This is a genomic window from Virgibacillus halodenitrificans JCM 12304, from assembly GCF_001310895.1.
Lineage (GTDB): Bacteria > Bacillota > Bacilli > Bacillales > Amphibacillaceae > Virgibacillus_Q > Virgibacillus_Q halodenitrificans.
The window spans coordinates 16,763-43,285 of sequence record NZ_BAZS01000005.1; the positions used below are offsets into that span (position 1 = coordinate 16,763).

At 39.0% G+C, this 26,523-nt stretch carries 37 protein-coding genes and 1 riboswitch; of the genes, 33 read left to right on the forward strand and 4 right to left on the reverse strand.

Annotated features, from left to right (window positions below; translation table 11 throughout):
* The first annotated feature begins 165 nt into the window (after positions 1-165).
* From JCM12304_RS04160 to JCM12304_RS04210, 11 genes are all read left to right on the forward strand, one after another.
* Complete coding sequence (locus JCM12304_RS04160; RefSeq protein WP_071648504.1) at positions 166-555, forward strand: glyoxalase/bleomycin resistance/extradiol dioxygenase family protein; 390 nt, start codon at positions 166-168, stop codon at positions 553-555.
* Between the two features lie 52 nt (positions 556-607).
* Complete coding sequence (locus JCM12304_RS04165) at positions 608-1,462, forward strand: alpha/beta fold hydrolase (protein WP_256200758.1); 855 nt, start codon at positions 608-610, stop codon at positions 1,460-1,462.
* Between the two features lie 66 nt (positions 1,463-1,528).
* A complete protein-coding gene (locus JCM12304_RS04170) occupies positions 1,529-2,092 on the forward strand; it encodes a GNAT family N-acetyltransferase (RefSeq protein ID WP_082387973.1) in 564 nt (187 codons plus the stop codon).
* 51 nt (positions 2,093-2,143) lie between these two features.
* Positions 2,144-2,653 carry a GNAT family N-acetyltransferase gene (locus JCM12304_RS04175; protein ID WP_060678654.1) on the forward strand — a complete coding sequence of 170 codons (510 nt, stop codon included), beginning with the start codon at positions 2,144-2,146 and terminating at the stop codon, positions 2,651-2,653.
* Positions 2,654-2,708: 55 nt separating this feature from the next.
* Positions 2,709-3,230, forward strand: a complete 522-nt coding sequence (locus JCM12304_RS04180; protein ID WP_060678655.1) for a hypothetical protein — start codon at positions 2,709-2,711, stop codon at positions 3,228-3,230.
* 129 nt (positions 3,231-3,359) lie between these two features.
* The gene (locus JCM12304_RS04185) at positions 3,360-3,608 is read left to right on the forward strand and encodes a hypothetical protein (protein WP_060678656.1); all 249 of its coding nucleotides are present in this window, start codon (positions 3,360-3,362) and stop codon (positions 3,606-3,608) included.
* Positions 3,609-3,683: 75 nt separating this feature from the next.
* On the forward strand, positions 3,684-4,301 hold the full coding sequence (locus JCM12304_RS04190) for an NUDIX hydrolase (RefSeq protein ID WP_060678657.1): 618 nt from the start codon (positions 3,684-3,686) through the stop codon (positions 4,299-4,301).
* A gap of 59 nt (positions 4,302-4,360) precedes the next feature.
* Entirely contained in the window at positions 4,361-4,936 is a 576-nt protein-coding gene (gene bamE, locus JCM12304_RS04195; RefSeq protein ID WP_060678658.1) for an outer membrane protein assembly factor BamE domain-containing protein, read from the forward strand.
* 52 nt (positions 4,937-4,988) lie between these two features.
* Complete coding sequence (locus JCM12304_RS04200) at positions 4,989-5,246, forward strand: hypothetical protein (protein WP_060678659.1); 258 nt, start codon at positions 4,989-4,991, stop codon at positions 5,244-5,246.
* 246 nt (positions 5,247-5,492) lie between these two features.
* A complete protein-coding gene (locus JCM12304_RS04205) occupies positions 5,493-5,930 on the forward strand; it encodes a DUF4181 domain-containing protein (protein ID WP_060678660.1) in 438 nt (145 codons plus the stop codon).
* Positions 5,931-5,954: 24 nt separating this feature from the next.
* Complete coding sequence (locus tag JCM12304_RS04210; protein WP_060678661.1) at positions 5,955-6,524, forward strand: nucleotidyltransferase family protein; 570 nt, start codon at positions 5,955-5,957, stop codon at positions 6,522-6,524.
* A gap of 42 nt (positions 6,525-6,566) precedes the next feature.
* Here the strand turns inward: JCM12304_RS04210 and adhP are convergent, their stop codons facing one another.
* The gene (adhP, locus tag JCM12304_RS04215; protein ID WP_060678662.1) at positions 6,567-7,589 is read right to left on the reverse strand and encodes an alcohol dehydrogenase AdhP; all 1,023 of its coding nucleotides are present in this window, start codon (positions 7,587-7,589) and stop codon (positions 6,567-6,569) included.
* A gap of 235 nt (positions 7,590-7,824) precedes the next feature.
* On the opposite strand from adhP, the gene JCM12304_RS19485 reads away from it, so the two are divergent.
* Complete coding sequence (locus tag JCM12304_RS19485; protein WP_060678663.1) at positions 7,825-9,081, forward strand: thermonuclease family protein; 1,257 nt, start codon at positions 7,825-7,827, stop codon at positions 9,079-9,081.
* A 117-nt stretch (positions 9,082-9,198) separates the two neighbouring features.
* Here JCM12304_RS19485 and JCM12304_RS04225 read toward each other — a convergent pair whose 3' ends face one another.
* The 3 genes from JCM12304_RS04225 to JCM12304_RS04235 all read right to left on the reverse strand — a co-directional run bounded on the left by JCM12304_RS04225 (position 9,199) and on the right by JCM12304_RS04235 (position 10,538).
* On the reverse strand, positions 9,199-9,501 hold the full coding sequence (locus JCM12304_RS04225) for a hypothetical protein (protein WP_019375634.1): 303 nt from the start codon (positions 9,499-9,501) through the stop codon (positions 9,199-9,201).
* A gap of 120 nt (positions 9,502-9,621) precedes the next feature.
* On the reverse strand, positions 9,622-10,143 hold the full coding sequence (locus tag JCM12304_RS04230) for a cupin domain-containing protein (RefSeq protein ID WP_369813132.1): 522 nt from the start codon (positions 10,141-10,143) through the stop codon (positions 9,622-9,624).
* 107 nt (positions 10,144-10,250) lie between these two features.
* Complete coding sequence (locus JCM12304_RS04235; RefSeq protein WP_060678665.1) at positions 10,251-10,538, reverse strand: hypothetical protein; 288 nt, start codon at positions 10,536-10,538, stop codon at positions 10,251-10,253.
* A 126-nt stretch (positions 10,539-10,664) separates the two neighbouring features.
* Between JCM12304_RS04235 and JCM12304_RS04240 the strand changes: the two genes are divergently transcribed.
* The 21 genes from JCM12304_RS04240 (at position 10,665) to JCM12304_RS04335 (ending at position 26,512) form a co-directional block, all read left to right on the forward strand.
* On the forward strand, positions 10,665-11,183 hold the full coding sequence (locus JCM12304_RS04240) for a GrpB family protein (protein ID WP_060678666.1): 519 nt from the start codon (positions 10,665-10,667) through the stop codon (positions 11,181-11,183).
* A 166-nt stretch (positions 11,184-11,349) separates the two neighbouring features.
* Positions 11,350-11,772: a YwqH-like family protein gene (locus JCM12304_RS04245; protein ID WP_060678667.1), complete on the forward strand. Its 423-nt coding sequence runs from the start codon at positions 11,350-11,352 to the stop codon at positions 11,770-11,772.
* Complete coding sequence (locus tag JCM12304_RS04250; RefSeq protein ID WP_060678668.1) at positions 11,769-12,044, forward strand: YwqI/YxiC family protein; 276 nt, start codon at positions 11,769-11,771, stop codon at positions 12,042-12,044. The genes JCM12304_RS04245 and JCM12304_RS04250 overlap by 4 nt, the downstream gene beginning before the upstream one ends.
* Positions 12,045-12,068: 24 nt before the next feature.
* Positions 12,069-12,323 carry a T7SS effector LXG polymorphic toxin gene (locus JCM12304_RS04255; protein WP_060678669.1) on the forward strand — a complete coding sequence of 85 codons (255 nt, stop codon included), beginning with the start codon at positions 12,069-12,071 and terminating at the stop codon, positions 12,321-12,323.
* A 98-nt stretch (positions 12,324-12,421) separates the two neighbouring features.
* The gene (locus JCM12304_RS04260) at positions 12,422-13,801 is read left to right on the forward strand and encodes a T7SS effector LXG polymorphic toxin (RefSeq protein WP_060678670.1); all 1,380 of its coding nucleotides are present in this window, start codon (positions 12,422-12,424) and stop codon (positions 13,799-13,801) included.
* A 20-nt stretch (positions 13,802-13,821) separates the two neighbouring features.
* Positions 13,822-14,139, forward strand: coding sequence for a hypothetical protein (locus JCM12304_RS04265; protein WP_019375642.1), 318 nt, complete (start codon positions 13,822-13,824; stop codon positions 14,137-14,139).
* Between the two features lie 25 nt (positions 14,140-14,164).
* Positions 14,165-14,515 (forward strand): hypothetical protein, encoded by a 351-nt coding sequence (locus tag JCM12304_RS04270; RefSeq protein ID WP_019375643.1) that lies wholly within the window; start codon positions 14,165-14,167, stop codon positions 14,513-14,515.
* Positions 14,516-14,710: 195 nt separating this feature from the next.
* Positions 14,711-14,857 carry a hypothetical protein gene (locus JCM12304_RS19285; RefSeq protein ID WP_157360426.1) on the forward strand — a complete coding sequence of 49 codons (147 nt, stop codon included), beginning with the start codon at positions 14,711-14,713 and terminating at the stop codon, positions 14,855-14,857.
* 30 nt (positions 14,858-14,887) lie between these two features.
* Complete coding sequence (locus tag JCM12304_RS04275) at positions 14,888-15,439, forward strand: hypothetical protein (protein ID WP_060678671.1); 552 nt, start codon at positions 14,888-14,890, stop codon at positions 15,437-15,439.
* 181 nt (positions 15,440-15,620) lie between these two features.
* Positions 15,621-16,595, forward strand: coding sequence for a nuclease-related domain-containing protein (locus JCM12304_RS04280; protein WP_060678672.1), 975 nt, complete (start codon positions 15,621-15,623; stop codon positions 16,593-16,595).
* 226 nt (positions 16,596-16,821) lie between these two features.
* A riboswitch (cobalamin riboswitch) is annotated at positions 16,822-17,006 on the forward strand.
* A gap of 235 nt (positions 17,007-17,241) precedes the next feature.
* Positions 17,242-18,240 (forward strand): ABC transporter substrate-binding protein, encoded by a 999-nt coding sequence (locus JCM12304_RS04285; protein ID WP_060678673.1) that lies wholly within the window; start codon positions 17,242-17,244, stop codon positions 18,238-18,240.
* The gene (locus JCM12304_RS04290; protein ID WP_060678674.1) at positions 18,203-19,270 is read left to right on the forward strand and encodes a FecCD family ABC transporter permease; all 1,068 of its coding nucleotides are present in this window, start codon (positions 18,203-18,205) and stop codon (positions 19,268-19,270) included. The genes JCM12304_RS04285 and JCM12304_RS04290 overlap by 38 nt, the downstream gene beginning before the upstream one ends.
* Complete coding sequence (locus JCM12304_RS04295; RefSeq protein ID WP_060678675.1) at positions 19,270-20,748, forward strand: adenosylcobinamide amidohydrolase; 1,479 nt, start codon at positions 19,270-19,272, stop codon at positions 20,746-20,748. Before JCM12304_RS04290 ends, JCM12304_RS04295 begins: the two co-directional genes overlap by 1 nt.
* Positions 20,735-21,700: an adenosylcobinamide-phosphate synthase CbiB gene (gene cbiB, locus JCM12304_RS04300; protein WP_060678676.1), complete on the forward strand. Its 966-nt coding sequence runs from the start codon at positions 20,735-20,737 to the stop codon at positions 21,698-21,700. Before JCM12304_RS04295 ends, cbiB begins: the two co-directional genes overlap by 14 nt.
* A complete protein-coding gene (gene cobD / locus JCM12304_RS04305; protein ID WP_082387976.1) occupies positions 21,675-22,751 on the forward strand; it encodes a threonine-phosphate decarboxylase CobD in 1,077 nt (358 codons plus the stop codon). Before cbiB ends, cobD begins: the two co-directional genes overlap by 26 nt.
* On the forward strand, positions 22,733-23,296 hold the full coding sequence (locus JCM12304_RS04310; protein WP_060678677.1) for a bifunctional adenosylcobinamide kinase/adenosylcobinamide-phosphate guanylyltransferase: 564 nt from the start codon (positions 22,733-22,735) through the stop codon (positions 23,294-23,296). The genes cobD and JCM12304_RS04310 overlap by 19 nt, the downstream gene beginning before the upstream one ends.
* A complete protein-coding gene (locus JCM12304_RS04315) occupies positions 23,293-24,102 on the forward strand; it encodes a cobyric acid synthase (RefSeq protein ID WP_060678678.1) in 810 nt (269 codons plus the stop codon). Before JCM12304_RS04310 ends, JCM12304_RS04315 begins: the two co-directional genes overlap by 4 nt.
* A 21-nt stretch (positions 24,103-24,123) precedes the next feature.
* Positions 24,124-24,924 (forward strand): adenosylcobinamide-GDP ribazoletransferase, encoded by an 801-nt coding sequence (gene cobS / locus JCM12304_RS04320; protein WP_060678679.1) that lies wholly within the window; start codon positions 24,124-24,126, stop codon positions 24,922-24,924.
* Complete coding sequence (locus JCM12304_RS04325; RefSeq protein ID WP_256200759.1) at positions 24,921-25,508, forward strand: histidine phosphatase family protein; 588 nt, start codon at positions 24,921-24,923, stop codon at positions 25,506-25,508. Before cobS ends, JCM12304_RS04325 begins: the two co-directional genes overlap by 4 nt.
* On the forward strand, positions 25,460-25,891 hold the full coding sequence (locus JCM12304_RS04330) for a bifunctional adenosylcobinamide kinase/adenosylcobinamide-phosphate guanylyltransferase (RefSeq protein ID WP_060678681.1): 432 nt from the start codon (positions 25,460-25,462) through the stop codon (positions 25,889-25,891). Before JCM12304_RS04325 ends, JCM12304_RS04330 begins: the two co-directional genes overlap by 49 nt.
* A 33-nt stretch (positions 25,892-25,924) precedes the next feature.
* On the forward strand, positions 25,925-26,512 hold the full coding sequence (locus tag JCM12304_RS04335) for a cob(I)yrinic acid a,c-diamide adenosyltransferase (RefSeq protein ID WP_060678682.1): 588 nt from the start codon (positions 25,925-25,927) through the stop codon (positions 26,510-26,512).
* Positions 26,513-26,523 lie beyond the last annotated feature (11 nt).

A 26,523-nucleotide genomic window follows, 5' to 3' on the forward strand; every position in this document is an offset into this window, starting at 1 on the left:
ATCTCTAAGAAGTATAAGATTTAATGCGGATTCTAAATATTACCTTTTATGTTAAAGTTAAATTAATAGTATAGTAATTAAAAATTTCATTGAAAACAGGGACATGAACAAAAATTTTTCCTCTTCGTTATAAGGTCTAATTTAAATGAATGTAAAAAAGATGAGGTGCTTTTATTGGAATTTACCCACACTCGGTTACTTGTAGATAATTACAGAGAATGCTTTTTGTTTTATAGAGATGTATTAGGATTTGAGGTCACTTGGGGAGACGAAAATTCTAATTATGCTGACTTCAAATTTAATAGTGCTACCCTGGGTGTTTTTGATTGTAAACAGATGGTAGAAGCCTTAGGAGAGGATTATACTTCGAATGCTGAGCAGGTTGATAGAACAGCTCTAATTTTTAAAGTAAAAAACGTTGAAGAGACATATCAAGAATTGAATAGCAGGGTGAAGTTTATTACAACACCTACGGATCAAAAGGAATGGGGGATTAAGGTAGCTCACTTTAGAGATCCTGCAGGCTCACTAATCGAAATTTATGAAAAAATATAGAAGTAGGTTAAAAAATTAGGGAAATTACTGTTAAATAGGTGGTCAGATAAGGATGGAAAATGCTATTTTGTATGATTATTATTCAGAAATAATAGGAAAGGGAGATAAATTGATTTTTCTTCCTGCAGCTGGTTTTACAGGGAATGAAGGGCTTATTATCGCTGACTATCTGCAAGATAATTTCGAGACCCATATGTTGGACTTGCCAGGGTTTGGCAGGGGACTCGGGATACAAGGTAGAGTCACTTCACTAGCTATGGCAAAATGGTTAAAAGCGTATTTGGATCAAAAAAATATTGATAAAGCAAGCTTTATAGGTCATTCCTTAGGAGGAGGAATTTTGTTAGCCTTCGCAAAACATTATCCGGAAAAAATAAAGAAGCTTGTTCTGCTTGATCAAGGTCACAAGCCTATGCCAAGAATCCCTAAGACAGAATTTGGTGTTTTTGCCTATTCCTTTCCTGTATTAAACGTCATGGCGGCACTATTTGGAAATTCATTTCTAAAACTACTGAGACCATTGTTTGCAAGTTCAAATGAGGAAGATGAAGATTTTGATAAACGTGTGAAACAGTTTTGTGAGCTGGTTGCTATTGATGAAAGTTCTTATGTGAGAAAAGCTCTGAAAGAAAACGTAAACATGACGACAGATGGATTAAATCTTCTGTTTGGTTACTACAATCTTAATATTCCGAGATTGCTTAAACATATTAAGGTACCTACCTATTTGGCATATGCCACATTTACAGGTGTTGATATGGAGGAGCAAGAAAATACATGTAAATACATAAAAAAGATTCAAAGAAATGATCGATTGCCAATCATTTATCGCCCAGTGAAAAGTGGCCATTACGTACATTGGAGCGATGCATCTCTTTTAGCGGATATAAAAGGGTTTTTAAATTAGTTTTGTTGAAAAAAGGAAATTTTAAAAGGGGAATTATAGAGAAATTCACACTAGGGAGATGTTTTATTGAAGCCAGAAATACACAATATTAAATCAGAAACAGATAGATTGATAATTCGACCACTTCAAAACCAGGATTATGAACGCTGGATGGAAGGTTTTCGAAACAGACTTCCTTCCCAGCATAAATACGATGGAAATAAGATGGATATGCATGGTTGGACGCCACAAAAATTTAATGAAGATGTAATTGCCAAGCTTCAACAATTAGCTGATCGAGATGAGGCTTATGTTTTTGGTGTCTTTCGAAAATCTGATCACAAGCATATTGGTAAGGTTGAGCTAAGTACCCTAATGAGAGACGAATTCCAATGGGGGCTTCTCGGTTACACCATTCATAACCAATATTGGAGAAACGGCTATGGTAAGGAAGCAGTTAAAGAAGCATTGAGACTTGCGTTTAAAGAACTCCATTTTCATCGTATAGAAGCACATATAAATATTGATAACAAACCATCCATCAAATTAGCGGAAAGTGCAGGAATGGAATTTGAATGTACTAGAAAAGGATTTATCTATGAATTCGAGGAGTGGACAGACAACCTGGTTTATTTTCTGAATGCAAAATAAGCAGGGTGTGGTAGATGGCTTCCCAACTATTGATAGAAGGAAGTGGAAAAAGTGGAAATAGAAGTTATAAAAGCAAACGAAAGCCATGTTGACGGGATAGCAAAAGTATGTACGGATGGTTACTGGGCAACGTATGGTTCTTCACACCCTGAGGGTTACATACATAGAATCGTGGACGAGTTTTATAATACAAATCGCATTTTAAAAGAAGTGAAGGAAACTAACAGATATTGGGGTGGCTATTTTGTCGCTGTCAATGGTGACAAGGTGTTAGGCGCTGGTGGTGGAGGCATGATTGATAAGGCTACTGGAGAGGTCTATGTATTATATATGGATCCCGATAGGAAAAATGAAGGAATGGGCACGCAAATATTGAATGCGATTACTGCGCAACAGAAAAGTTTTGGAGCCAGTAAGCAATGGGTTTCCGTCCAAAAAGGAAATACAATGGGTATCCCTTTTTATGAAGCAAAAGGGTTTACCTTCCAATATGAAAAACGAGGGTACGGAAATGAAGAAGGGGAGAATTTTATTTCCTTGAGATATTGTCGTTTCATCTGATTTGTTACGTATTTGCTGTTTGATGGAATGTGGAGGATTGAGGGGAGGAAGCATGATGGGATTTGAAGCTATAGAGATCGTACTAATAGTTATATTCTGGATAGTGGTGCTACCATTAACGACGTTGCTTCACGAGATTGGACATGGAATAGGTGGCATACTGATTTCAAAAGAGCGGGCAATGGTTTTTCTCGGTCCAATTGAGCCGAGTAATACAAAGACGTTTCATATTGGTAGGATGGATTTCCATATTAAGTGGGCATATTTTGGCTTTTGTTCTATTAAAAACTATAACAAGTTAAATGCTATGCAGCGAATCGCTATTTCTGCCGGAGGTCCTGCTATGTCCCTTTTGATTGTTTTTGCTTCCATTTTTTTGCTGTTTTTTGACTTTCCATATCAACTTAAAAATTTCGTAACAGCAATAGCAATTGTGAATGCATGGCAATTCCTTTGTACAGCGGTCCCAATTATTTATCCCACCTGGTATAAGGCTTACAGTGGTATGTCTTCCGATGGGTATCAAATAATAAAAGCATGGAAGGAATACAGACAAGAAAGAAAAGTTCGTTTGTGATTTTTTGGCATAAGAGTGAAAAATCAACTTGACGATCTCGTTATTCCAACTCTAGCTAAATACTATAGGGCTTGTTTTTTTATCGTAGGGTTAGTAGACTGTGGCGAGTGTAGTAAGGAGGTTATACATATGAAATTAATAGTGTCTATTTTAGTAAGCACGCTTCTGGGCCTTATTTTATTTATGCTGGGATTACCTGGTGGAATTATTGCATTTGGAATTATCGCCGGGTGTCTATTTTATGGGATTTATTTATTGCTAAGCTTAAGGGACCAATTGGCTGGGATCGCCAATCATTTTCATATTAAAGAAGAGGAAGAGGGAGACAAGATAAGTAACGAAGAAATTGAGAGAGAATTAGAGAGTAAGTGGGACTAATAATTTTCGGGCAATCCGAATGGGAATGTTTTATTTACTGGAAGTTTTTACATTTTGTAGAAAAAGGTGATTGATATGAGTGATAAATGGCTGGAATGGGCGAAACGGATTCAATCCCTCTCTCAAGCTGGATTAACTTTTTCAAAGGATATATATGATATTGAGAGGTATGAAGAGTTAAGAGAGATCAGTGCCGAAATTATAGAAGAGTATACGGACCTGGAAATGGAAAAGATTAAAGAACTATTTACAAATGAAACAGGCTATCAAACTCCTAAAGTGGATATTCGCGGGGCTGTTTTTAAGGATAATAAAATTTTGCTAGTAAAGGAAAAAGTGGATAATAAATGGTCATTGCCTGGTGGTTTTTGTGATGTAGGTATTTCACCAGCTGAAAATGTAGTGAAAGAAATAAAGGAAGAGTCAGGCTACGAAACACATGCGAGGAAATTAGTTGCTTTACTGGATATGAATAAACATGACCACCCAGTCCAACCTTATCATTATTACAAAATTTTTATGCATTGTGAATTAGCTGGAGGTAAGGCTGAAACAGGAATAGAAACAAAAGATGTGAAATTCTTTGCTGAAGACGACCTGCCAACTCTTTCAACAGGTAGAAATACAGAAAAGCAGATTAAGATGCTGTTTGAATTTTCGAAGGACCCAAACAAAGCAGCTGTGTTTGATTAGGAAGAGAGATGAGCCTGTGCTTTACTTTTTTTTAATAAAGAAGTATTGGGGGGATGATTATGCAACAAAAGCCAAACCAGTTATGGCGAATTTTTTATTTTTATGGGGGATTCTATCTTCTTCTGCAGGTTGGATATATTCTTTTCATTCATCTTATGCATTCAACGTACAATGTAGTTAGTATAAGTTTTATTATGCTTCCATTTATTGCTTTCCTTTTATTTCAGTGGTCTTTATGGAAGAAAACAGAGCAAAACAGAAGAAGGAAGCAAAAAAGCACCTTTGCGGGAATTGCCCTCATTGGAAGTGCTCCTGTTCTAATCTATATGATCATGCTCGGTGTTAATGAAGGTGAGACGCACTTCACTTCTGAAAAATGGATGCAGGACGACACGGGAAAAAGAGTGTACATGGTGGACGATTTATTAACTGACCATGAGATCGATGGAAAAACAAGGGAAGAAGTTGTCACCCTTCTAGGGGAGCCGACTATTACAGAGTATTTTAAAAATGATAATAATATCGTTTATCATCTTGGAAACGAGCGAGGGCTAATTTCTATTGATAGTGAATGGTTAGTCATTGATTTTGATAAAGAAGATAAAGTGAAAAAATATGCTGTAGTAACGGGTTAATTAAGATGAAAGCCAATGATGTTTAAGTCTGTTAAAAAGGAGGGATTTTCAAGTGCCAACCATTTTGTCTGTTATTTTACTTATTGCTCTTTTAATTTCTATTAATTATCTGATTCACAAGAGAAAGAAAAATGGTATTATCGGTTGGAAGACGCTGCTCACACCTATAAGCTTCTATCTTATTGCAATTACAAATTTGCTCGCTTATTGGGTCAATTTTATGGGGATAGTGAATTGGACGCTCACCGTTATCTTCCTCATGCTAGGTGCTTATTTCACAAAATATATGCCTGTAGCTGCCGAAAGATAGGGAAGTTGGTGGGAGGCTCTGACTCGGATGGGGGAGTCGGTGTCTCGGTTGGAGACTATTTTGTCGCGGTTGGTAAAGGCGTTGTCTCGGTTAGCCGTTACTGTGTCGCGGTTGCTGGATAGACAGTCTCGTTTTGAATGGGATATGTCTCGGCAAGAGCATCGTGTGTCTCGATTAGAGCTCACTATGTCGCGGTTAGCGCTCCGCGTGTCTCGGCTCAATATAAAACTGTGAAGGAGGAGGATAATGGAATACATTGAATTTGATTGGTGGAAGTTTATTCTATTCATGATTTTAATCGGGTTATTCCTCGCTGGTATTGATAGACTCATGCGGAAAGTCTTTAAAGTAGAGAAGCGAAAGAGTTTTTCTCATAATCATCTAAATGAACAACATAAAAAATGGGATTGGACTCTCCGTATTGTTGTTTTTAGTCTAATGGTTGTCTCCTTATTTATAAATGTGAGCCGAGACATGAGTGATTTTTGGTACTTGGCACCATGGACGCTTATATTTTTACTGATTTTTCTCTCTGAGGGCCTGCGGGCATTTATGGAGTGGAAGTATGCTAGTAATCAAAGGCAATATGTTTACACAATCAGCATGATAGGGGTTTATATTATCTTCTTGGTTGCGGTACTTATAATAATAAATAGTAAAGGCTTTGAGGTATGGCTTTATTAGTCAGTTTAGGAAAAGGGGAAGCAAATGCTAAAATCCAAAGAGGATATTGTACATTTATTGAATTCAGATAGAGAAGTGAAGGAAATACTGCAGGTGGTAAAGACATTAAATTTACCGGATTGGTGGGTTTGTGCTGGCTACATTCGAGCAAAAATTTGGGATGCATTAAGTGGGTATGATGAACCAACACGTACCGCGGATGTAGATGTTATTTATTTTAATCCAAACCAGTTGGATGAGCAGATAGAAAAGCAGCTGGAGGAAAAATTAATTAGTTTGATGCCCCATATTCCTTGGTCGGTTAAAAATGAAGCAAGAATGCATATGGTGAATCAGATTCCTGCCTATACTTCTGCTGAGGATGCTATTTCTAAATTTCCCGAAACAGTAACGGCACTTGGACTGAAGCTGGATGAGGAAAATGAGGTTGTCTTGGCTGCACCCTGGGGGCTCACTGACGTACTGAAGATGGAAGTAAACCCAACTCCATATTTTCTAGAGACAAAAGAGCGTATGGCTATTTATGAGAAAAGAATAAGAGAAAAGGACTGGACCTCAATTTGGTCGAAAGTGACGGTGAGTGATCAACGATAGATTAAAGGAACCTGAACACAGCAGGTTCCTTTAGTCTATCGTTTATTTCTTGTGCATATCAATAACCATTCTTCCTTGAATTTTACCTTGTTCCATTTCTTCAAAAATATCATTAACCTCATGCAGGCATCTGGTTTCTACAATAGGAATGACCTTCCCTTCAGCCCCAAATTGGAATGCCTCTTGTAAATCTTTTCTTGTCCCTACAAGAGATCCTACTACCTGGATACCATCTAATACCGTTTTTACAATTTCCAAGTCCATTGTTTCAGGTGGAAGACCTACGGCAACCACTTTGGATGTAGCACGGACAGAATTAACAGCTTGGTTAAAAGCAACCTTGGAAACGGCGGTTACAACTGCAGCATGTGCTCCACCGACTTTTTCCTGAATCCAATCACCTGCATCTCCATCTGTAAGCGGATTGCAAACAAGATCTGAACCTATTTCTTTAGCTAACTCTAACTTATCATCATTAATATCAACAGCAATTACCTTTGCGTTAAATACATTTTTAGCATACTGGATCGCTAGGTTTCCTAAACCACCACAACCATAGATCGCAATCCATTGACCTGGTTTTATATCAGCAACCTTAATTGCTTTATAGCAAGTAACACCAGCACAAGTTATACTACTTGCTTGCGCAGGGTCCAATCCTTCTGGAACTTTTACAGCATAATCAGCCTCGACAATACATTGTTCAGCCATGGCTCCGTCGACAGTAAAGCCGGCATTTTTAACATCTCTACAAAATGTTTCTCGACCAGTTAAACAATACTCACATGTTCCGCATCCTTTATAAAACCAAGCAATACTGACCCGGTCGCCTACTTTAATGCTTGTTACATCATCTGCAACTTCTTTAACAATACCAATACCTTCATGGCCTGGTACACGTCCGGGAACTTCTCCAAAATCGCCTTTCGCAACGTGTAAGTCAGTATGACACACACCACAGTATTCTACATCTACAAGGGCTTGCCCTGGTGCTAGCTTCGGTAATTCAATTTCCTTAATTTCCAACCGACCTTTGTTTTTAGCACTCACTACAGCAGCTTTCATAAATAGTTCCTCCCTTAAGCGATTGGTTTGTGAATTATTTCACAATTATATATTACCTTGTTAAAAACAGAATTGCAAGTTGAAAAATAAACGGAATAAGAAAAAATAGGGTTTACTGCAAACTGTTAAAGTAATCGATGGACACGTTGAAAGTAATTTCTGGTAAACTAATCACATATGATACTCCAATTTCATCAGAGAGCATTTATATTTTCATTATTTAGGGGGACATAACGTGAAGAATTTTATAAAACAAGTGCCAGGTTTTCGGTCTGACACGACATGGAAGAAAGTGATTGCAAGTATTGGATATATTTTTTTACTATTGGGCGTATTGCCCGTAGTGCTTCAAGGGTCACTTGTTGATTCATTATGGAACGGTGCACAAGTCATTATGATGATCGCTTTTGTGGCAGCAGTGATCGCATTATTTAAAGGTAATGTAAAGCTTCTACATATCGTAAATCGCAAGGTGGCAATTCTTGTGCTCGTCGTTTCTCTTATTGCAGCAGGAGCAATGCCTTTTCCTGCTGGTAGTGAACAGGCTGAGGTTCAAGAGCAGGAGACTGATAAAGCAGAAAATAACGAACTGGAAGCGGAAAAAGCTGCTGAGAAAGAAATAGCGAACTTAGAACAGAAAGAAAAACCTACATCTGAGCAAGATACAGCACAGAACGAGGAGAAGGAAGCATCTAAAGAAAAGCAGTCAGTGAAGCAAGAAAACGAATCTGCAGCAGAGGAGCAAGAGCAGTCAGCTAAGAAGACGGCAACACCACAAAAACAGGCAGATCACGGACCAGACGCTCAGGTGACGAGAGTAGTAGATGGGGATACGGTTAAAATAAAATTAAATGGACAGGAAGAAACAGTGCGTCTTTTACTTGTCGATACACCGGAAACCAAACACCCATCCAAGCCAGTACAACCATTTGGCCCCGAGGCGAGCAGCTTTGCCAAGCAAGAGCTTTCTGGTAAGCAAATCGAAGTAGAGTACGATGGGCCGAAGCGGGATAAATATGGTCGGCTTTTAGCTTACATTTGGGTGGACGGGAAAATGTTCAATCAAATGCTGCTGGAGGAAGGTCTGGCAAGGCTTGCTTATGTATATGACCCACCATATACATATTATCAAGAATATATGAAGGCACAAAACAGAGCTAAAAATAAAGAAAAAGGGATATGGTCGCGTGATGGCTATGTCCGTGATGATGGCTTTTATTATGGAAGAGGCACAGAAAAAGATTCTTCTGGGAATAATAATAGCAGTTCTACAGAGGAAAAAGCGTCTGAAAATGAAGCCAATGAGGGAGAAAAAGGTTCTTCTTCAAGTACTTTGAAATATGATCCAAACGGACCAGACCGAGATTGTGGAGATTTTGATACACAGCAACAAGCGCAAGATTTCTTTGAAGCAGCAGGTGGCCCCGCAAAAGATCCGCATCGTTTAGATGGTCGGGATGGGGATGGAATTGTATGTGAAAGCTTACCATAAGCACGTCGAAATGAGACAGCTTTTACGAAACGCAGCAGATGGAGTATATTTCGGTTTGCGAGTGCACAATAGGCATAGACTTATAAGCTGCGTGCCTTCGTTTACCGAAGCCTTTTGTCAAATTCCAATATAATAGGCTAAACCAAACGGAAGTAAAAATAGAATTCCTGCACAAGCTAATAAAATGCCGGTAGCAGTTCGCGAAAGCTTTTCCCGGCCTTTTCCTTTATACCATCCGGAGAACTGGAATTTATTTCTGTATAATATAAATAGAAGCACATAAATAGCCAAACCAGCCATCCAACCGTATAATTCGGTCGCTTCATTTAGGGTGTAAACGTTCTTAATTATTTCCCAGATTAATCCACCAAGCAAGCCAAAAATAAGGATGATACGGAAAAGCTCCAGCAGCACGCGCATATAATTCCCCCCCTTTAAACAGTTATTCTATTTCTTTATATGTTATATTTTACCATAAGCTGAAGGGGGAAAATGAAAAAACATCAATCGCTAAGGATTGATGTTTTTTACATCAGATGATTAGTAATTTTCTGCTGCCATCGACTCTTCTTGTGTACGATGGATTGTGCCGAATGGGTGCTCAGGCGGGGCGTATATTGTATACAGCTTTAATGGTATGTTTCCTGTATTTATTAGATTATGCCATTTCCCGGCAGGCACCATAATAGCATAATCCTCAGTAACCTGTCGTTGAAAATTCAAGTTGCTTTCCGTGTTGCCCATTTGAACAACGCCTTGCCCTTCCTCAATTCGTAAAAACTGATCTACATCTGGATGGACTTCTAATCCTACATCGCCGCCCACAGGAATACTCATCACAGTTACCTGTAAGTTATCTCCAGTCCAAATTGCAGTGCGGAAGTTATTATTCCTCTTTGCTGCCTCCTCAATATTAATTACATACGGTTGTTTTCCATAATCCTTTAAGCGTGTTTCCTCTAATGGTAAGTTGTCATTTGGTACGAATGGTACATAACCGTGTGGATAGGCAGGATAACCGTATTGTCTGGTGTAATCAATTGGTAGATTAGTAAAGTTCATATATGGACATGTGTAATAATAATGATGCATATTATCATCCCTTCACAATTTTCATCACCCTATTTTATGCAGAAGGGAGGGCAAATGTACCAAGCATCACTTTCATATTAGCCGATGCCTAAAAAACTTAGACCAATGCCGAGAGCCAATGATGTTAGAAGAAAGCATGGGATCGATAGAACTATTTTTATTTTTATTGGTATCGATTGCATTTTTTTCTGAAATAAAATTGTTAAGAAATAGAAGAGCAAACCCAGAAGAAAAAGAATCATAATGCCAGCAATGATATCGATTACTGAAAAAGGTGCACCAATATATGGAGATAAAAAGAATTGAACAAGAATAATACTGCTAAAAATGATGACTTCAACTAATAAAAAGATAATATAGCGCATGTTCCAACCTCCATTATTTAACTACTATATTATACAATGAAAACAGAAACTAAAAGGTACAATGTATACTCGGAGAAAAATAGAAAAGAATAAGAGACAAACTAATGCGTAAAAGGAGTAATTACAATGAGAAAAGTACAAGTATGTCCCTATAATCCAACATGGGCAGACAAGTTTAATGAAGAAGCAATAAAGCTACAACAAATTTTCGGAGATCTGTTAGTGCATATCTATCATATTGGGAGTACATCTGTACCTGGTCTAAAAGCCAAGCCTATTATCGATATCATGCCAGTAGTAGAGAATATCACTCTAGTAGATACATATAATGAGGGAATGCAGCGTATTGGATACGAGCCGATGGGAGAATACGGCATACCGATGCGCCGGTTTTTTCGTAAAGGAGGAGAAGACCGAACTCATCATGTTCACATTTTTGAAATCGATAGCCCCGAAGCGATAAGACATCTGGCATTCAGAGATTACTTGCGAGTAAATCCGGCTATAAGCGAAAGCTATGGAAATCTAAAGCAGCACTTGGCAACACAATTTCCCACTGATATGGAAAGGTATATAGAGGGGAAAAATGATTTTGTAAAAGAAATAGAAGCAAAGGCAGTAAAATGGTACAAAGAATCCAAATAGAAGTGTTAGGACTTTCTAACTACATTTACTTGTGGAATTACATATTTTCTCTAAAAAGAGGTACTTTTTAATCTTAGAAAAATTTCCCATTTTACGTATAATAATAGTATCTGAGAAAAAATGTATGCATATTTATACCTAATTGCACGGATGGGGGCAGAAATAAATGAGTATTCTTTTATGGATTAGCATCCAAATTTTAAGTTTGCAGGGTTCCGTCCATTTGCTTGAACAGCGAATAGAGGAAAGAAAAAAGGATCTTGCTCGGCTACAGCAAACAGCTACAAAATTAACGGCTTGTAAAAGTGATTTTGTGGATAAGAAGAGCTTGTGCATGCAACCCGAGCTGGGTACAACCACATGGCACGGGGAATTAGCGACAGCTTTTGATAATTTTCGTAAAGAGCAGCTCCATGTCAGCTATATGGCTATACCGAATGAACAGATGAGCGCAACAATGGGAGAACTACAGCGTGAAATGAAGGCCATTGAGGAGGAAATCGCCGGATGGGAGCGGACGGTTTCTTCTTTGCAGACAAATATTGATGCTTTATTTGAGCAGAAGAGAGAGGAGTTAACGAAGGAATGAGCACAGAAATAAAGTTAGCCAGCGCCCCCGTTGAAAAAGCGCTGGAGGAATTAAAAACATCTATCCAAGGATTTGAAGTATCGTTTGCGGAAATGAAAGGCGACAATTCACTTGAAATGGTAGATAAATTAGAAGCAATGAAGAAAACTTTTGAAGAACTTGTCACATCCTATCAAACACTCTTACTGGATAATGCTCAAGCAACTGTTCAAGCTGTGGAAAACCTGAAGGAAACGGATGAATCTGTAGCTACTTCCATTCACCAAAAGTAGTGGAGGGCAAAGGGGGGAGCTTACTTGAAAGTATTGGATGTGGAAAGTCTCAAGAATAATATTACAACATCAACAAAACAAATAGATGCCTTTCAGGACAAGATCACAGGGCTCCAAAAAGCAGTTCGTGGCATTGTATCCTTGGAGAATTCTCTAAAAGGTACGGGTGGGGAAGCAATTCGAGGGTTTTATGATGACTGTCATCATGTTTATGGCAAGAGATACGTCCAGTTCCAGTGCCCAGCGACTAGCGCAACTTCCTTCCTCTCCGTACGATAAGGCAACATCAATTCACTCCGTTCATCGTGTTTTCTTTATCTCCTCCGAGTCAGTCCAGTTCGTACGTCGCTAATCAGGGCACTTCCACTTTTGATGATATGTACCAATTCTTAGCTGATTTTGAAAAAACTCTAGAACAAATGCAGCAAAGTGTACAAACATTTGAATCATCTTCCGAAGGCTATATAAAGCAAGAATATCTGGAAAATGATGTGGAAGAGGGATTGGATAAGGTGAAGCGAGTGGCTGAAGGTCTCAGTGACGAGGCAAATATAGCACTGGATGAAGTGAAAGACATTGTGACACTAACTAAAATTGACCCAGGTGAGCTTGTTAAATCTGTCCAGACAGGGAAGCAGAAAACGAATAATACATTAGAAAATCTTCATGAACTGGACCGCACCCAAACCGCAGCACTTGAAAAAGTAGAGAAAGATCTATTGGTGATGAAAAACTACATAGAAGAGCTGAGTGGAAAGTTTAAAAGTGGTGAGGTGCAGGTTGGGGAGTATAACAGATTTGCTTTAGAGACAAGTGAAACTCACAATAAAATGATGGAAAAAATTTATCCTTTGGAGAGCGCACTTGAAAAGCTTCAGTCAAATTTTGCATATATCGCGCCATATATGGCCATGCAGCTCCCGCATAAGATGTTTCCTCTCTCCTATCGTGGTCATTCAGTTAGTAAGACCCCCATGAATTTTGATAAGATAGAGACATCAGTAGAGTATCAGCAGCTAGCTGAACAAAATAAGCTCTCTGTCCAAGAGGAAGAAGCCATATCTAAGTATTTAAAGAATTTGGATGAAAAAGATGTCAGCTTCAACGCTGACGATGTTAAACAACCTGATTATGGACCAATTACGTTTTGGGACAAACGTAAAGTAGTTGGTGGAAACTCCTCATTAGCAGGTACACCAGATGGTCTTGCTGGTTATGCGACTATGGCTCACCACTATTTTACGGATGACATCGCCACCGTTATGAATAGTGAAGCAGCGATAAATGAACGTGCTTTATCAGGATTTTTTCTACTCCCAACCCCATTCAAACTACTGAAACCACTGGATGATGTAGCAGGAGCGAAGAAAGCAGCGGATGTGGGGAAGGTTGGTAAGGGTATGGGTGAAATTGGTTGGAGTATGTCAGTAGGTGGAGGAATAATAAATGAGAGAAAGTATTCGCAGCATGCTTTGGAAAGAATGGCACCTGACATTCCTGAAGTGAAAGCTACTTTAACAAATAGAGCAATTAAAAAAGCTGAAGATTTAGGGTATAAACCGCAAACAAAGGAATTTAGTGACTTTATCAAAAAATACGTAGATCCAAGAGATATTCCACCTTCAGTTATTGAAGATGCTATAGCGAATACTAAAAAGATACCAGGTAATAGAAGCGGAACGTTTATTCACGGAACCCAAGATATCAAAGTAATTATAAATGAAGTAGGCGATGTTATTACAGTTATACCGAAATAATTAATAAAAGGATGAATAGGATGTTTATAAAGTATGATGAATATGATCTATTAGAACTTTTTCTAAGTGAGCCAATAAGTATCACAGGCAATACAGATGATGGGGAGTTAATTTATACATATAAAGATGGACAAAACTTTAAGGTGATTTTAACAATGGATGTATATCAACAAATGGTTAGTCTAAGTTTAACATTTAATGATTTAATTGTGTTTACAGGGGACTTTCATAATGTAACAAGTATAAAAAAAGATGACAAAGCCTTAATTATGTATGTGGAGAAAGAAGAGAGGCTAAAAGTGAAATTTTTTGAGCAAGTTGGAGTGCAGTTACTTTAATAATGTAACTGAAAAAACATGTAAAATGAATGATATTTTTGTTAAATCGCTTTATGAGTCTATAGTTAAAGAGAACCTTCAACTATACAAAAATTTGTATGAAACAACGAATGTTACTTCTAAAACAGATGAATATTGGAAAAACGCTATTGGTTTTTACGAAAGTTTAACTGATGAAAATAAAGATACTTTAATGAGAATAATTGAACAAACCATGATTGATACCATTTCTAACATGCTAGGTGTAATTGATGGAAGCTCAACTTTAAATGATTGTCCGTTTGAACTCAAATTACTGCTTGATTCTAACGACACAGAAGGAGAACTACAAGATCTTTTTTTAGAATTAATAGAAGAAAGAGATAGCAACAGCTAATTGAAGGTTTGATTACAGAGATTAATCTCACAAAAGATAATTATATAGCTCTAAAAAATTTTATAACCTTGGCTGGCTAAATGCTATTCAAGGTTTTTTATGCTTTAATCTTCATACGGTTAAGTCAGACAAAACCATTGCTAATTAGTTTAAGTAACGTATTATAAAAAGAAATTCGTTGAAGGAAGGGCATAAATGAGAATTGATCAAAACCTAAGCAGAAAGCAGTTACCTTTACAATTTAATAAGATGTTATCTTTTATTGATACATTTAATATTAAGCCTGGAATAACTATATTTTTAATTATCTTTTTAGATACAGCATTGCTGCCGTTACTGTAGCCACGAGTTCATATTATCTGGATTATAACCATGCCTTTAATCTGTTTTATTCATATCTGGGCATTAAGAATATTATTTAAAAACCCATATACTGTACAATTTGAAGCTATTTTGTTTACTGGTTTTTTGGGAACAGTCGCCTCAATCATCCATCTTGTGACTTTTTTGAAGATGAGTTATTACGATTTAAATATAGGAGCCACCTATTTTTATGTTACATCTGTTACTATATATACTTTAATTGTAGTCCTGTTAGTCATCTATTATATTAAAAGTTATTCTAATATAAGAGATAACAAAAGAAAAGCGGGGAAAAACGTAGTTAAATATAGTAGTTTAATAGTTATTGCTCCTGCATTAGGCTATGTAATAGCTCAGATTGTAATTAGTAAATCTGAAAACCTAACGAATATAATGATGCTTGCCGTTTTTGCTTTCTTCTCAATAATTAATGCATATTTGGCTGTCAAATTTATATACAAATATTTTTTTATGAAAAAGAATAAACATTTAATTCATTTACAAGAACCAACGAAAAAAATAAAAAAAGAATTTCAAGAGAAGGGAATTGTGATTAAATAATGAATAAATCTCTACTGGAAACTGCATAGTTATATTCGAATATAAGTTTAAACATTAATACAGAAAAATTAAATCTATCGTTTATATAATAGGACTTTTATTCTATTTATATATGATTTTACCTTTTTTGCAGAAAAATTCCTTCATTTGTCGTAAAATGAAGATGGAAGGAGTTTTTGGATTGGAATTAATATACATACCCATCATTATTTTATTAATTGGACTTAGTCTGTTTTTGTTTTTTAGACAGAAAAAACAACATAAAATATTTATGGAAGAAATTGAGAGAAACCACTCAGAAACTGCTGCAACAATTCAAGAGGCGAATGAATCGCATAAAACAGAATATGAGAAATTGGAAAGTAGCTTATATCAGCACTATCATGATGAAATTAAAAGAATAAATGATAATTTTGTTCAGAAACTAAATGATAAAGACAAATATATTGAAACACTCCAGGAATTTTCTATTAATAGAGGCGAAGTTGAGACACACAACCTGTTACAGGAATTAAAGTATGAGCTGGTTGGAGAAGGAGTAATTACGTACAATGAAATGATTATCGGTGGTAATTTGTTTGTACCAATATGGGAAGACGGGAATTTATATACAAGGCAAATCGATCATTTAGTACTCCTGCCGACGGGTGTTTACGTAATTGAAACGAAGCACTGGGCGGGGACAGTATTACATGGTGTCACTAAAAATAACCAAAACGATGAAACACTTTCTATTTTATTGGATAACATGTTTTCAAGCTATGAACTAAAGAAAGAACAAACCCTTGTTATTAAAAAGATGTTAAACAAAAATAGAAAAGTCGATGGAAGAAGTCAGCTTGAATTAAGGCTATTGTCATATGGTAATCCAGCTGCTCAAGTGATGAGAACAGCATTGGAATTAAGAAAGCTTCTTCTGAAGGAAAATAAGAAATCCAATTTTGTGACGCCGATTGTATATTATAGTTATTCATCTGACGAGGAAAATAAAGTAATTAATTACTCGGAAAATCAAAATGTAAATGTGTGTATTGAAAAAGAAGAATTAGCTGCATTTTTCAAGAATCAACTAGCCGAGGAGAACACGCTTTTCACAGCATCTGATTTAGAAAATATTTATCGGATTTTGAAAGCAAAAAATAATATTGATAGATAGGTCATTAAGGTATGGATAGCTTTAATGGCTTATTTTTTTGCCGATTTGGGGACCCGCCCATCCAAATGAGAGACCCACGCACCCAAATGAGAGACCCACGCATCCAAATGAAGAGACTCGCCCGCCCAAATCGAGAGAGCCACCCGCACGCCCATCCAGCCCACCCAAATGTTCCACTATAAAATGACATACTCCACAAAAATATGTATAATGAAGGCAGTTACAATTTTATTCATAGGGTGCAGGTGATTTCTGTTTAGAAATCGTAAAAGGGAAGTTGGTGAGAAGCCAACGCGGTCCCGCCACTGTATTTGCGAGCTAGCTGTGTGTTACCACTGTACATTAGTATGGGAAGGGTCACAGCGAGTGATGACCATAAGTCAGGAGACCTGCCTGCAACCCCGATGCACCACAGCCTACGAGGAATAGGAGGGTGTAAAGGAACAGGTATGCATGTTAATTAAAACCTTTTCTTTTACCATTCATCTTCATTTCCTGGAGATGTTTTTTTCATTTCCTAGGAAATAATGACTTGGTAGATGAGCCGTATATGGGGTTTCCATTGGTAGAAAAGATCGTTTGCGCGTTCACATCCTTTACATAATCATTTCTCTCACAGGTATATAACTTAAAGGAGGAGAACAGATTGAAAAAGCTTTTATCATTTTTATTTGTATTAATCGTATCCATCGGGCTTTTGGTCGGTTGTGGCTCAGGTGATTCTGGTGACAACGATGCTTCGAACAAAGCAAAAGACGAGGAAACAAACACAGAACAAACAGAAGAAACCGGTCAAGGTGATTTTCCAGTTACCTTAACGGATGCAATTGACAAGGAAGTTACCCTGGAAGAAAAGCCGGAACATATTGTATCATTAATTCCTAGTAACACGGAAATTGCTTTTGCGCTAGGATTAGATGAAGAGGTTGTTGGCGTATCTGATCATGATAATTATCCGGAAGCCGTACAGGAAAAGGAAAAAATCGGTGGCATGGAATTAAATATTGAAAAAATCATTGGTCTAAAGCCAGACCTTGTGCTTGCACATGCTTCCAGTGCACATAATGCAGAGGCGGGACTGCAGCAGTTACGTGATGCAGGAATAAGTGTATTTGTCGTTGCAGATGCACAGAATGTTGATCAGACATATGAATCGATCCAGCAAATAGGCGAGATTACAGGTACAACGGAAAAGGCTGAGGAAATTGTCGGTAACATGAAAGACGAGTTTGCGAAACTGGAAGAAAAGGCAAAAACGATTAGTGAGGAAGATCGTAAATCTGTTTTCTTTGAAGTGTCTCCTGCCCCGGAAATTTTCACAGCTGGGAAGAATACATTTTTCAATAATTTATTGCAGATCATCCATGCAGAAAATGCAGCAAAAGAACAGGACGGTTGGGTACAAATCGATCCAGAGTCGATTGTAAAGCTTAATCCAGATGTGATTGTAACTACATATGGTCATTACGAGGAAAATGCCGAGGAGTCCGTATTGAGTCGTGATGGATGGGATAGTGTTACTGCAATAAAAAACGAAGCTGTATATGATATTCATTCAGACTTGATTAGCCGCCCAGGCCCACGTTTGGTTGAGGGTGCAAAGGAGCTTGCGAAGGTTGTCTATCCGGACGTTTTTGCAGAGTAAATATATAGTAGCATATACCGTATCCATATTATTCCTGATCGCTGCCGCTATTACTGCCATATCTGTTGGCAGTGTGACGGTGCCGGTGGGGGATATTGTGCATGTGATAGCAGCCCATCTGTTTCATTTTCCGGTTTCTGATCAGGTGGATCCGATGTATGAAAATATCATTTTTCAAATTCGCTTACCTCGGGTGCTATTAGCAGGTCTGGTAGGAGCCTCTCTTGCAATTGCCGGAGCGGCCTTTCAGGGCTTGCTGCGAAATCCATTAGCAGATCCGTACATTCTCGGGGTATCTTCGGGAGCATCTGTTGGTGCGGTTATTACTATATTTTTTAACATTAGTCTCCCATTCTTAGGACTCTATACATTACCGGTTTTCAGTATTGCAACAGCATTGCTTACGATTTTAATTGTGCTGTTCTTTGCACGTAAAGTGGAAAAAACGATGCGAGTGGAGACAATTATTTTAACGGGAATTATATTCAGCTCTTTTCTGGGGTCATTTATTTCCTTGATGATTGCGCTTACAGGTGATCAGCTGGAAGCAATTATTGGCTGGTTGCTTGGCAGTGTATCCATGCGGGGCTGGGACTATGTTGGGATAATTATTCCTTTTTTCGTCATTGGCGCGCTTTTACTTATGATCAATAGTAAAGAGTTGAATGCCATGTCGTTTGGGGAAGAACGGGCACAGCATTTAGGTGTAGATGTACAAAAAAGAAAGCTGGTTATTTTAGCTGCTGGTTCGATATTAACAGGTGCTGCTGTTGCTGTTTCAGGAGCCATTGGTTTTGTTGGGCTGGTGATCCCACACTTAACACGGCTTTTATGGGGGCCGGACCATGTCCATTTGCTTCCATTATCCATTATTACGGGATCAGGATTTTTGATTTTAACTGATTTAGTATCCCGGACGATCATCTCCCCGCGTCTGTTGCCGATTGGTGTAATTACCGCATTGATTGGTGCACCGGTATTTGCAATGATTTTAATTAAACAACGAAAAGGAAGTAGAGGCGGTTTGTAATGTTGCATCTTGAACAAGTTGCAGGAGGGTATGATGCAGAACCGATTGTCCAGGACATTCATTTTTCTGTAGGCAAAGGAGAGTTCTTCGGTATTTTAGGACCGAATGGAAGTGGCAAAACAACATTATTAAAAATGATTAGTGGATTGCTGCCCTGTATAGAGGGTTCCATATCAATTGGCGAGCAACATATAAGTGATTTCTCACGGAAGGAGCTTGCCAAAAAAATGGCTGTCCTGCCACAGCTTACTTCACATGCCTTCCCATATACCGTTAAGGAAACAGTAGCGTTAGGGAGGTATGCACATCATAAAGGGCTCTTCCAGACATGGACAGCAGCTGATGAACAGGTGGTTCAGGAAGTAATGCAGCAGACAAAAATTGTTTCCTTTCAGGATCAATCGGTGCAGGAGCTCTCTGGTGGTGAGCAGCAACGGGTGTTTTTGGCACAGGCATTGGCCCAGGAACCGGAAATACTGTTGCTTGATGAACCGACAAATCATTTGGATTTAGCCTATCAAAAGGAATTATTGGATTTACTGAAGCAAAGGGCAATCGAGCAAAAGCTAACCGTTATTTCTATTTTTCATGATGTAAATCTGGCAAGCTTGTATTGTGATCGGTTGCTATTATTATCACAAGGAAAGACAATGGCTTTACACGCACCGGATGGAGTTGTGACCGAAGCGATGTTGAAGGATGTTTATCGAACAGATATTAAAAAGCATGCACATCCAACGATAGCGAAGCCACAAATGCATCTTGTGCCTAAATATGAGGATAAGACGAATCATCAGGTTATCATCAATGCTTCTATGCTTGAATGCAGGGAGGATCACATTGCTTTGCGTTCTCCGAAACCGCTACGTACGCTTTCTTCCGGTGTATGTGGAGCAGGAATTGGTTGGTATCAGCAGTTTGTGAATCGTCATGTTTCCAAGGACTATGATTGTTCAGATCATTATGAGGATATGCATGCCTACTTGGAAAAGCATGGATTTGATACATCACAAACAGTTGGTATGATGACTGCTGTTCAATTAAAGGACGCAGCTTATGGAAGCTGGGAAAAAGAGAACTTTTCGTTGTTAACGGTAGTAACAGCAGGTGTCGGTAACGCGACGGATAGTACAGCAGTAAAGGCAGCTACTACTCCTGTTCCTCAAGGGACGATTAACACTTGGATTTTTATAAATGGAAAGCTATCTGAAGAAGCATTTATTCAGGCTGTGATTACAGCAACTGAGGCAAAGGCAAAAGTGCTTCAAGAGTTGGATATTCGGGATAAACGTACAAATACAGTTGCTACGGGAACCTCAACAGACAGTATATTGATTGCTGCAACACAATCAGGTGCAGATTTGCCCTATGCGGGAACAGCAACAGAGCTTGGAGAATTGATCGGAAAGAGTGTGTATACAGAAACAAAAAAAGCACTCAAAAATTATAAAAAGAGGGGAAATTATGATTCTGCATAACTTACTTAGCATCACATTTGCCCTGATTATTGACCGGCTCATTGGCGATCCACCAACATGGCCACATCCGGTGAAAATGATTGGCTCGCTTATTTTGCGGCTGGAGCGATTTCTTAACGAAGGAAAACATCGGAAAGCAAAGGGAATCGTCCTGCTCGTACTTATTTTAGTAATCGTATTCCTTGTTACATGGGGCATTGTCCTGGCTGCTTATCAGATACATAGTATTTTAGGGATCGCCGTAGAAGCAATGCTTATTGCTACAACGATTGCTCAAAAAGGTTTGAAGGAAGCTGCGCTTGGTGTTTATCAACCACTGAAGGATGGCAACATGGAGAAGGCGAAGCAGCGTGTCTCTATGATTGTTGGCAGAGACACAGCGAATCTTGATGAAGGTGAAATTACGAGAGCTACAGTGGAGACGGTGGCAGAAAACTGTAGTGATGGTATTACTGCACCACTATTTTGGGCATGTATTGGTGGTGCACCGCTGGCCATGGCGTATCGTGCAGTGAATACATGTGACTCCATGGTTGGGTATAAAAATGATCAGTATCTTTATTTTGGCTGGGCTTCGGCCCGTTTTGATGATGTTGTAAACTGGATCCCCAGCAGATTAACAGGCTTTTGCATGATGATGGCCAATCGTTCAAACATACTATTAAAAAGACAGGCATTATCGCAGCTTAGACAGGAAGCGAAGAAGCATCCAAGCCCAAACAGTGGCTGGGGAGAAGCAGCTGTAGCAATCCTTCTCGGTGTCCAGCTTGGTGGTGTGAATTATTATAAAGGAATAAAATCGGAGCGTGAACGGATGGGACAAGCCATTCACCAACTGCAAAAAGAACATATTATACAGACGAATCGCATCATGACACATACGGTTTGGCTGTTTTTTATCTTGTTATGGATAGGAGGGGGCTGCATTGTACTTACCAGCACATGGAGCTAACACACAGCATGTTTATGAGGCGCTAGGAATGGAAGCACCAGACAACGTTATTGATTTCAGTGTAAATACCAATCCATTAGGCACGCCAGCTTCCATTCAAGCATGTTGGCAGGAATGGCTGCAAGCGGTGTATGATTATCCAGATCCGCATTTTGCCGAATTGAAGCAACAAATAGCCAGGAAGGAAAAGATAGAGCCTGCAAGCCTGTTACCAGGAAATGGCGCTGCTGAGCTGATTACATTGATCGCCCGTTTTCTTCATGGTAAAAACGTTCTTATTGCCCAGCCGGCTTTTTCGGAATACGAAACGGCATGCCGCGTTGAGGATTGTAATATTTCCTATTATCAGCTTAAACCACCGGCTTTTACATTGGATAAAGAAGTACTACATAAGAAGTTACAAGCTGCAGACGCAGTGTTCTTTTGTAATCCGAATAATCCGACCGGAATCGCATTTGATCAACATGTAATGAATTGGCTAATAGAAGCATGTGAGGAAGCAAAAACATTGCTGATCCTGGATGAAGCTTTTTATGATTTTGTTAGTCCACCTGCCACAGCTATTCAGAAAGCCAGTAATTCCCCATATTTACTCGTTCTTCGTTCGCTTACAAAGATGTACCATATTGCCGGGTTACGTCTCGGCTATCTTGTCGGACATCCGGAAGTGGTGGAGCAAATCGGTAAACGGCAGCCTCACTGGGCACTCAATGGTATCGCATTAAAAGCAGGAGTTGCTTGCCTTCTGGAGCAGGAACATGTGAAGGATACGACCAATTTCATTACAAAAGAAAGAGATAGAGTGTTTCATTTTCTTCAGCGATCCGATTATATCCATAGCGCTTCTGCAGTAAATTTTTATTTGCTGAAGGATCCAGCAGCTGCATCACAAGAAAGCTTATATTATTTTTTATTAGAAAAAGGACTTGTATTAAGACATACATATAATTTCCCTGGTTTGGAGGGGAATTGGCTCCGTGCAGCAGTGAAGAAGGAAGCAGAAAACAATCAATTGATGGAGGCTCTCGTACAATGGAAGAAGGAAGAATGATTCTCATTTCCGGCGGCGTACGTAGTGGCAAAAGTTCATTTGCAGAAAAAATCGCAACAGATCTACATTTGCAATCACCAAACACAAAACTCCATTATATTGCTTGTGGTGTGGCATCAGATAAGGAAATGACGGAGCGTATTTTACGGCATCAGAAGGACAGGCATGCTTCCGATGTATATTGGGAGACATGGGAATGTGCATATGATGTGTATGAAATTGCTTCTTCATTTGGAAAGAAAGATATTTTGGTACTGGATTGTGTAACAACACTACTTAATAATTATTTATTCCTGAGAAAAATGGAAGATGCAGAGCAAGTGATTCAGCAAATTTGGAAAGATGTAAGCAATTTACGAAAAACAGGCGCAGCCATCATTCTCGTATCCAATGAGGTTGTTCACGAGATTCCTTCCTCCACCGAGCTTGTTCAGCGCTATCAATATATTCTTGGCAAGCTGCACCAACAAATTGTCGGGGAGGCGGATAGCGCTTATCTCGTAGAAGCAGGGATCCCTGTCTGCATGAAAGGAGAAAAAAGATGAAAGGAATCATGATTCAAGGAACAGCATCCAATGTAGGGAAAAGTTTGCTTGCAACGGCGCTGTGCCGGTTATATGTAAATAAAGGTTATGCTGTCGCTCCTTTCAAGGCCCAGAACATGTCCAGTTTTACGATCCCATTGGGAGAGGATATAGAAATGAGTATTGCTCAATTTCAGCAGGCACAGGCGGCTAAAATTGAGCCTTCTGTATATATGAATCCAATTGTCTTAAAACCATATCCGCAGCAAGAAACAGAAGTACTATTTTTGGGAAAAGCTCAAGGAAAGCTTCAAGGAAGTACGTTTAAGTCGGTATATTATGATCGTGCAAAACAAGCCGTTCAAACAGGCCTATCTGAACTGGAGAAGAAGTATGATCTGTTGGTGATCGAAGGAGCAGGCAGTCCTGTAGAAATGAATTTAAAGGACCGGGACCTTGCGAATATGGCGATTGCCGAGCTGGCTGATGTTCCTGTTATTTTGGTTGCAGATATTGACAGAGGCGGGGCTTTTGCAAGCATTGTAGGCACACTGGAGCTGCTGGCACCTGAAGAAAGGAAACGAGTGAAGGGATTAATTATTAATAAATTTCATGGTGATATGACCACCTTTTCTTCTGGCAGAGAGTGGATCGAACGACATACAGGGTTACCTGTACTTGGGGTAATTCCTGGTTTAATGCATCACATCAAGGAGGAAGATGAGCTTGGTGCAAATGGTGAGCAGAAATCCGGCATGCTGCAGAGGAGGATTATGAGGAACTTGCTGCTCAAGTGGAAAAATATATTGATTGGCAAAAGCTATTAGCAATCAGTCTGGGTGAAAATCATGCTTACTAGACTGAAAGATATCTTTATTGGCATCGGGATTAATTTGCAATTTTTTACGACCATCCCCTTACGCAGAGAGCTACCAATGGAGCAGAAGCATTTATCGTATGCATTATATAGTTTTCCGTTGCTGGGGCTTATCCAAGGGAGTATTTACGCACTATTTTTATTCATCGCACAAACTCTCCCTTTATCGGACATACTAGTGGCACTTGTTTTATGGCTCGTCCTCATTGCTTTATCTGGGGGTATCCATTTAGATGGTTGGATCGATACAAGTGATGCCTACTTTTCTTTTCGGGAAAAAGAAAAACGCTTAGAGATTATGAAGGATCCACGTGTTGGCGCATTTGGTGTCCTTTCTATCATCGTGTTTCTGTTCGTTCGATTTATTGTTTTATATGAATTAATTGGTTTTAACGAAAAAATATATGTATGGGTCATACTCATTCCTTTTCTTGGTAAAATGATATTAGGTGCATATCTACAAGCATTGCCTGCAGCAAGAGAGTCAGGAATGGCTTCCTTTTTCAAGCAAGGGGCCAGGAAAGGCATTTGGCTTGCTTACGTTCTCTTTCTTTTATTAATGGGTCTGTTTCTTCTGTTTTATGCTAAAGAATTGCTTTTAGGCTATGGCATTTTGGTTCTTACGCTTGTCCTGCTAGGCTATGGCATTGCTGGAAAATTAGTGAACAATTTCGGAGGTATCACTGGTGATACGTTGGGTGCAAGCTCAGAAGGGATGGAATTGGCTTTATGGATAATGGTGTTGCTGTTACACTCTTTCGCCATGGTGTGACACAAGCAAATCTTGAAAAAAGGTATTTGGGCTGGAGTGATCCACCGATTACAACGGAAGCGAAACAAAAGCTTACGGACATAGCTGATGCTTTACCGAGGTTTGATCTCTGTGTAACAAGTGACTTAAGACGTTGCAGGGAAACAGCAGACTGCCTCGCGCCAAATGTACCTACACTTGAAAGAAAAGCATTCCGTGAGCTGCATTTTGGTGAATGGGAAATGCAAACATATGAGACCCTCTGCCATGTAACAGTATATCGTGAGTGGATCGATCATCCTTTTAAGATGAAGCCACCTGGGGGAGAGCATTTTGCGGAATTGGAAGAACGCGTTGCGGCAGGTTGGACACTTTTAAGGGAACAGATCGATAAGGAACAGCATCGCGAAACTCTGTTAGTAACACATGGTGGGGTGATCCGTCTGTTATTATCAACCTTCACACGTGAAAAGAAACATTTTTGGGAATGGCATGTAGCCCATCAGCGTGGATTAAGACTTTTTTGGAATATGGCGGATTGGAAGGAGGGTAAGCAATGCACTTCGTTACAGGAGGTGCCTATAACGGAAAGCGAAAATGGGTGAAAAAGCATTACCCTATTACATCCTATTGGTGCTCTGCCTATGATAGTGCTCGTTTGGAAGCCCCTTTAGAAGCAGAGAATCTCCTTGTCGTCGTACTAGAGGGAGTGGAGCAATGGGTAGGTAGGCTGCTGGATGAAGAGACAACGCCTTCAGCGATTCGTGAAAAGATGGCCCAAGAGATTCAAGCATGGCTGGAGTGGGAAAAGGCAAATGACAAACGAAAGCTCATCATCATCGGAACAGATATTACCAAAGGCATTGTCCCAATAGAAAAACGTGACAGATTGTGGCGGGATGCAGTAGGCTGGGTGTATCAGGATATAGCTGAAAGAGCAGAAAAGATGGATGTTATCTGGTATGGCGTGGCACAGCAACTGAAGTAAGGTTTTATACAATTAATAAAAGGAGTGTTATATATGCGATTATATACAAAATCAGGGGATAAGGGTCAGACAAGTGTTATTGGAGGTAGACTGGATAAGGATGATATTCGAGTGGAAGCATATGGCACGATTGACGAATTGAATTCTTTCGTTGGCAAAGCGATCTGTGAATTAGATCAGAAGATGTTTAAGGATATTATCGATGATTTGGAAAAAATCCAACACGAACTGTTTGATTGTGGTTCCGAGCTTTCCAATATTAAAAAGGAAAGAGAGCATAAATTAACCGAAGAACCTATTACGTATATGGAAAATAAAATCGATGACTTTATTGAAGAAGCACCAGCATTGGAGCGTTTCATTTTACCTGGAGGTTCAGATGCAGCCAGCACCATTCATATTTGCCGCACTGTTGCACGAAGAGCAGAACGAATGATTGTTACTTTGATGAAAACAGAAGAAGGAGTTTCTCCAATTCCGTTAAAATATGTCAACAGACTGTCAGATTACTTTTTTGCTGTAGCACGAGTTATCAATGCCCGTCTGGAAATTCCGGATGTAGAATATATCCGAAGTGCTAAGGTTTTCTGTGGCAGCAATAAAAAGAAAAAAGAGGAATAGGAGCAGTTCTC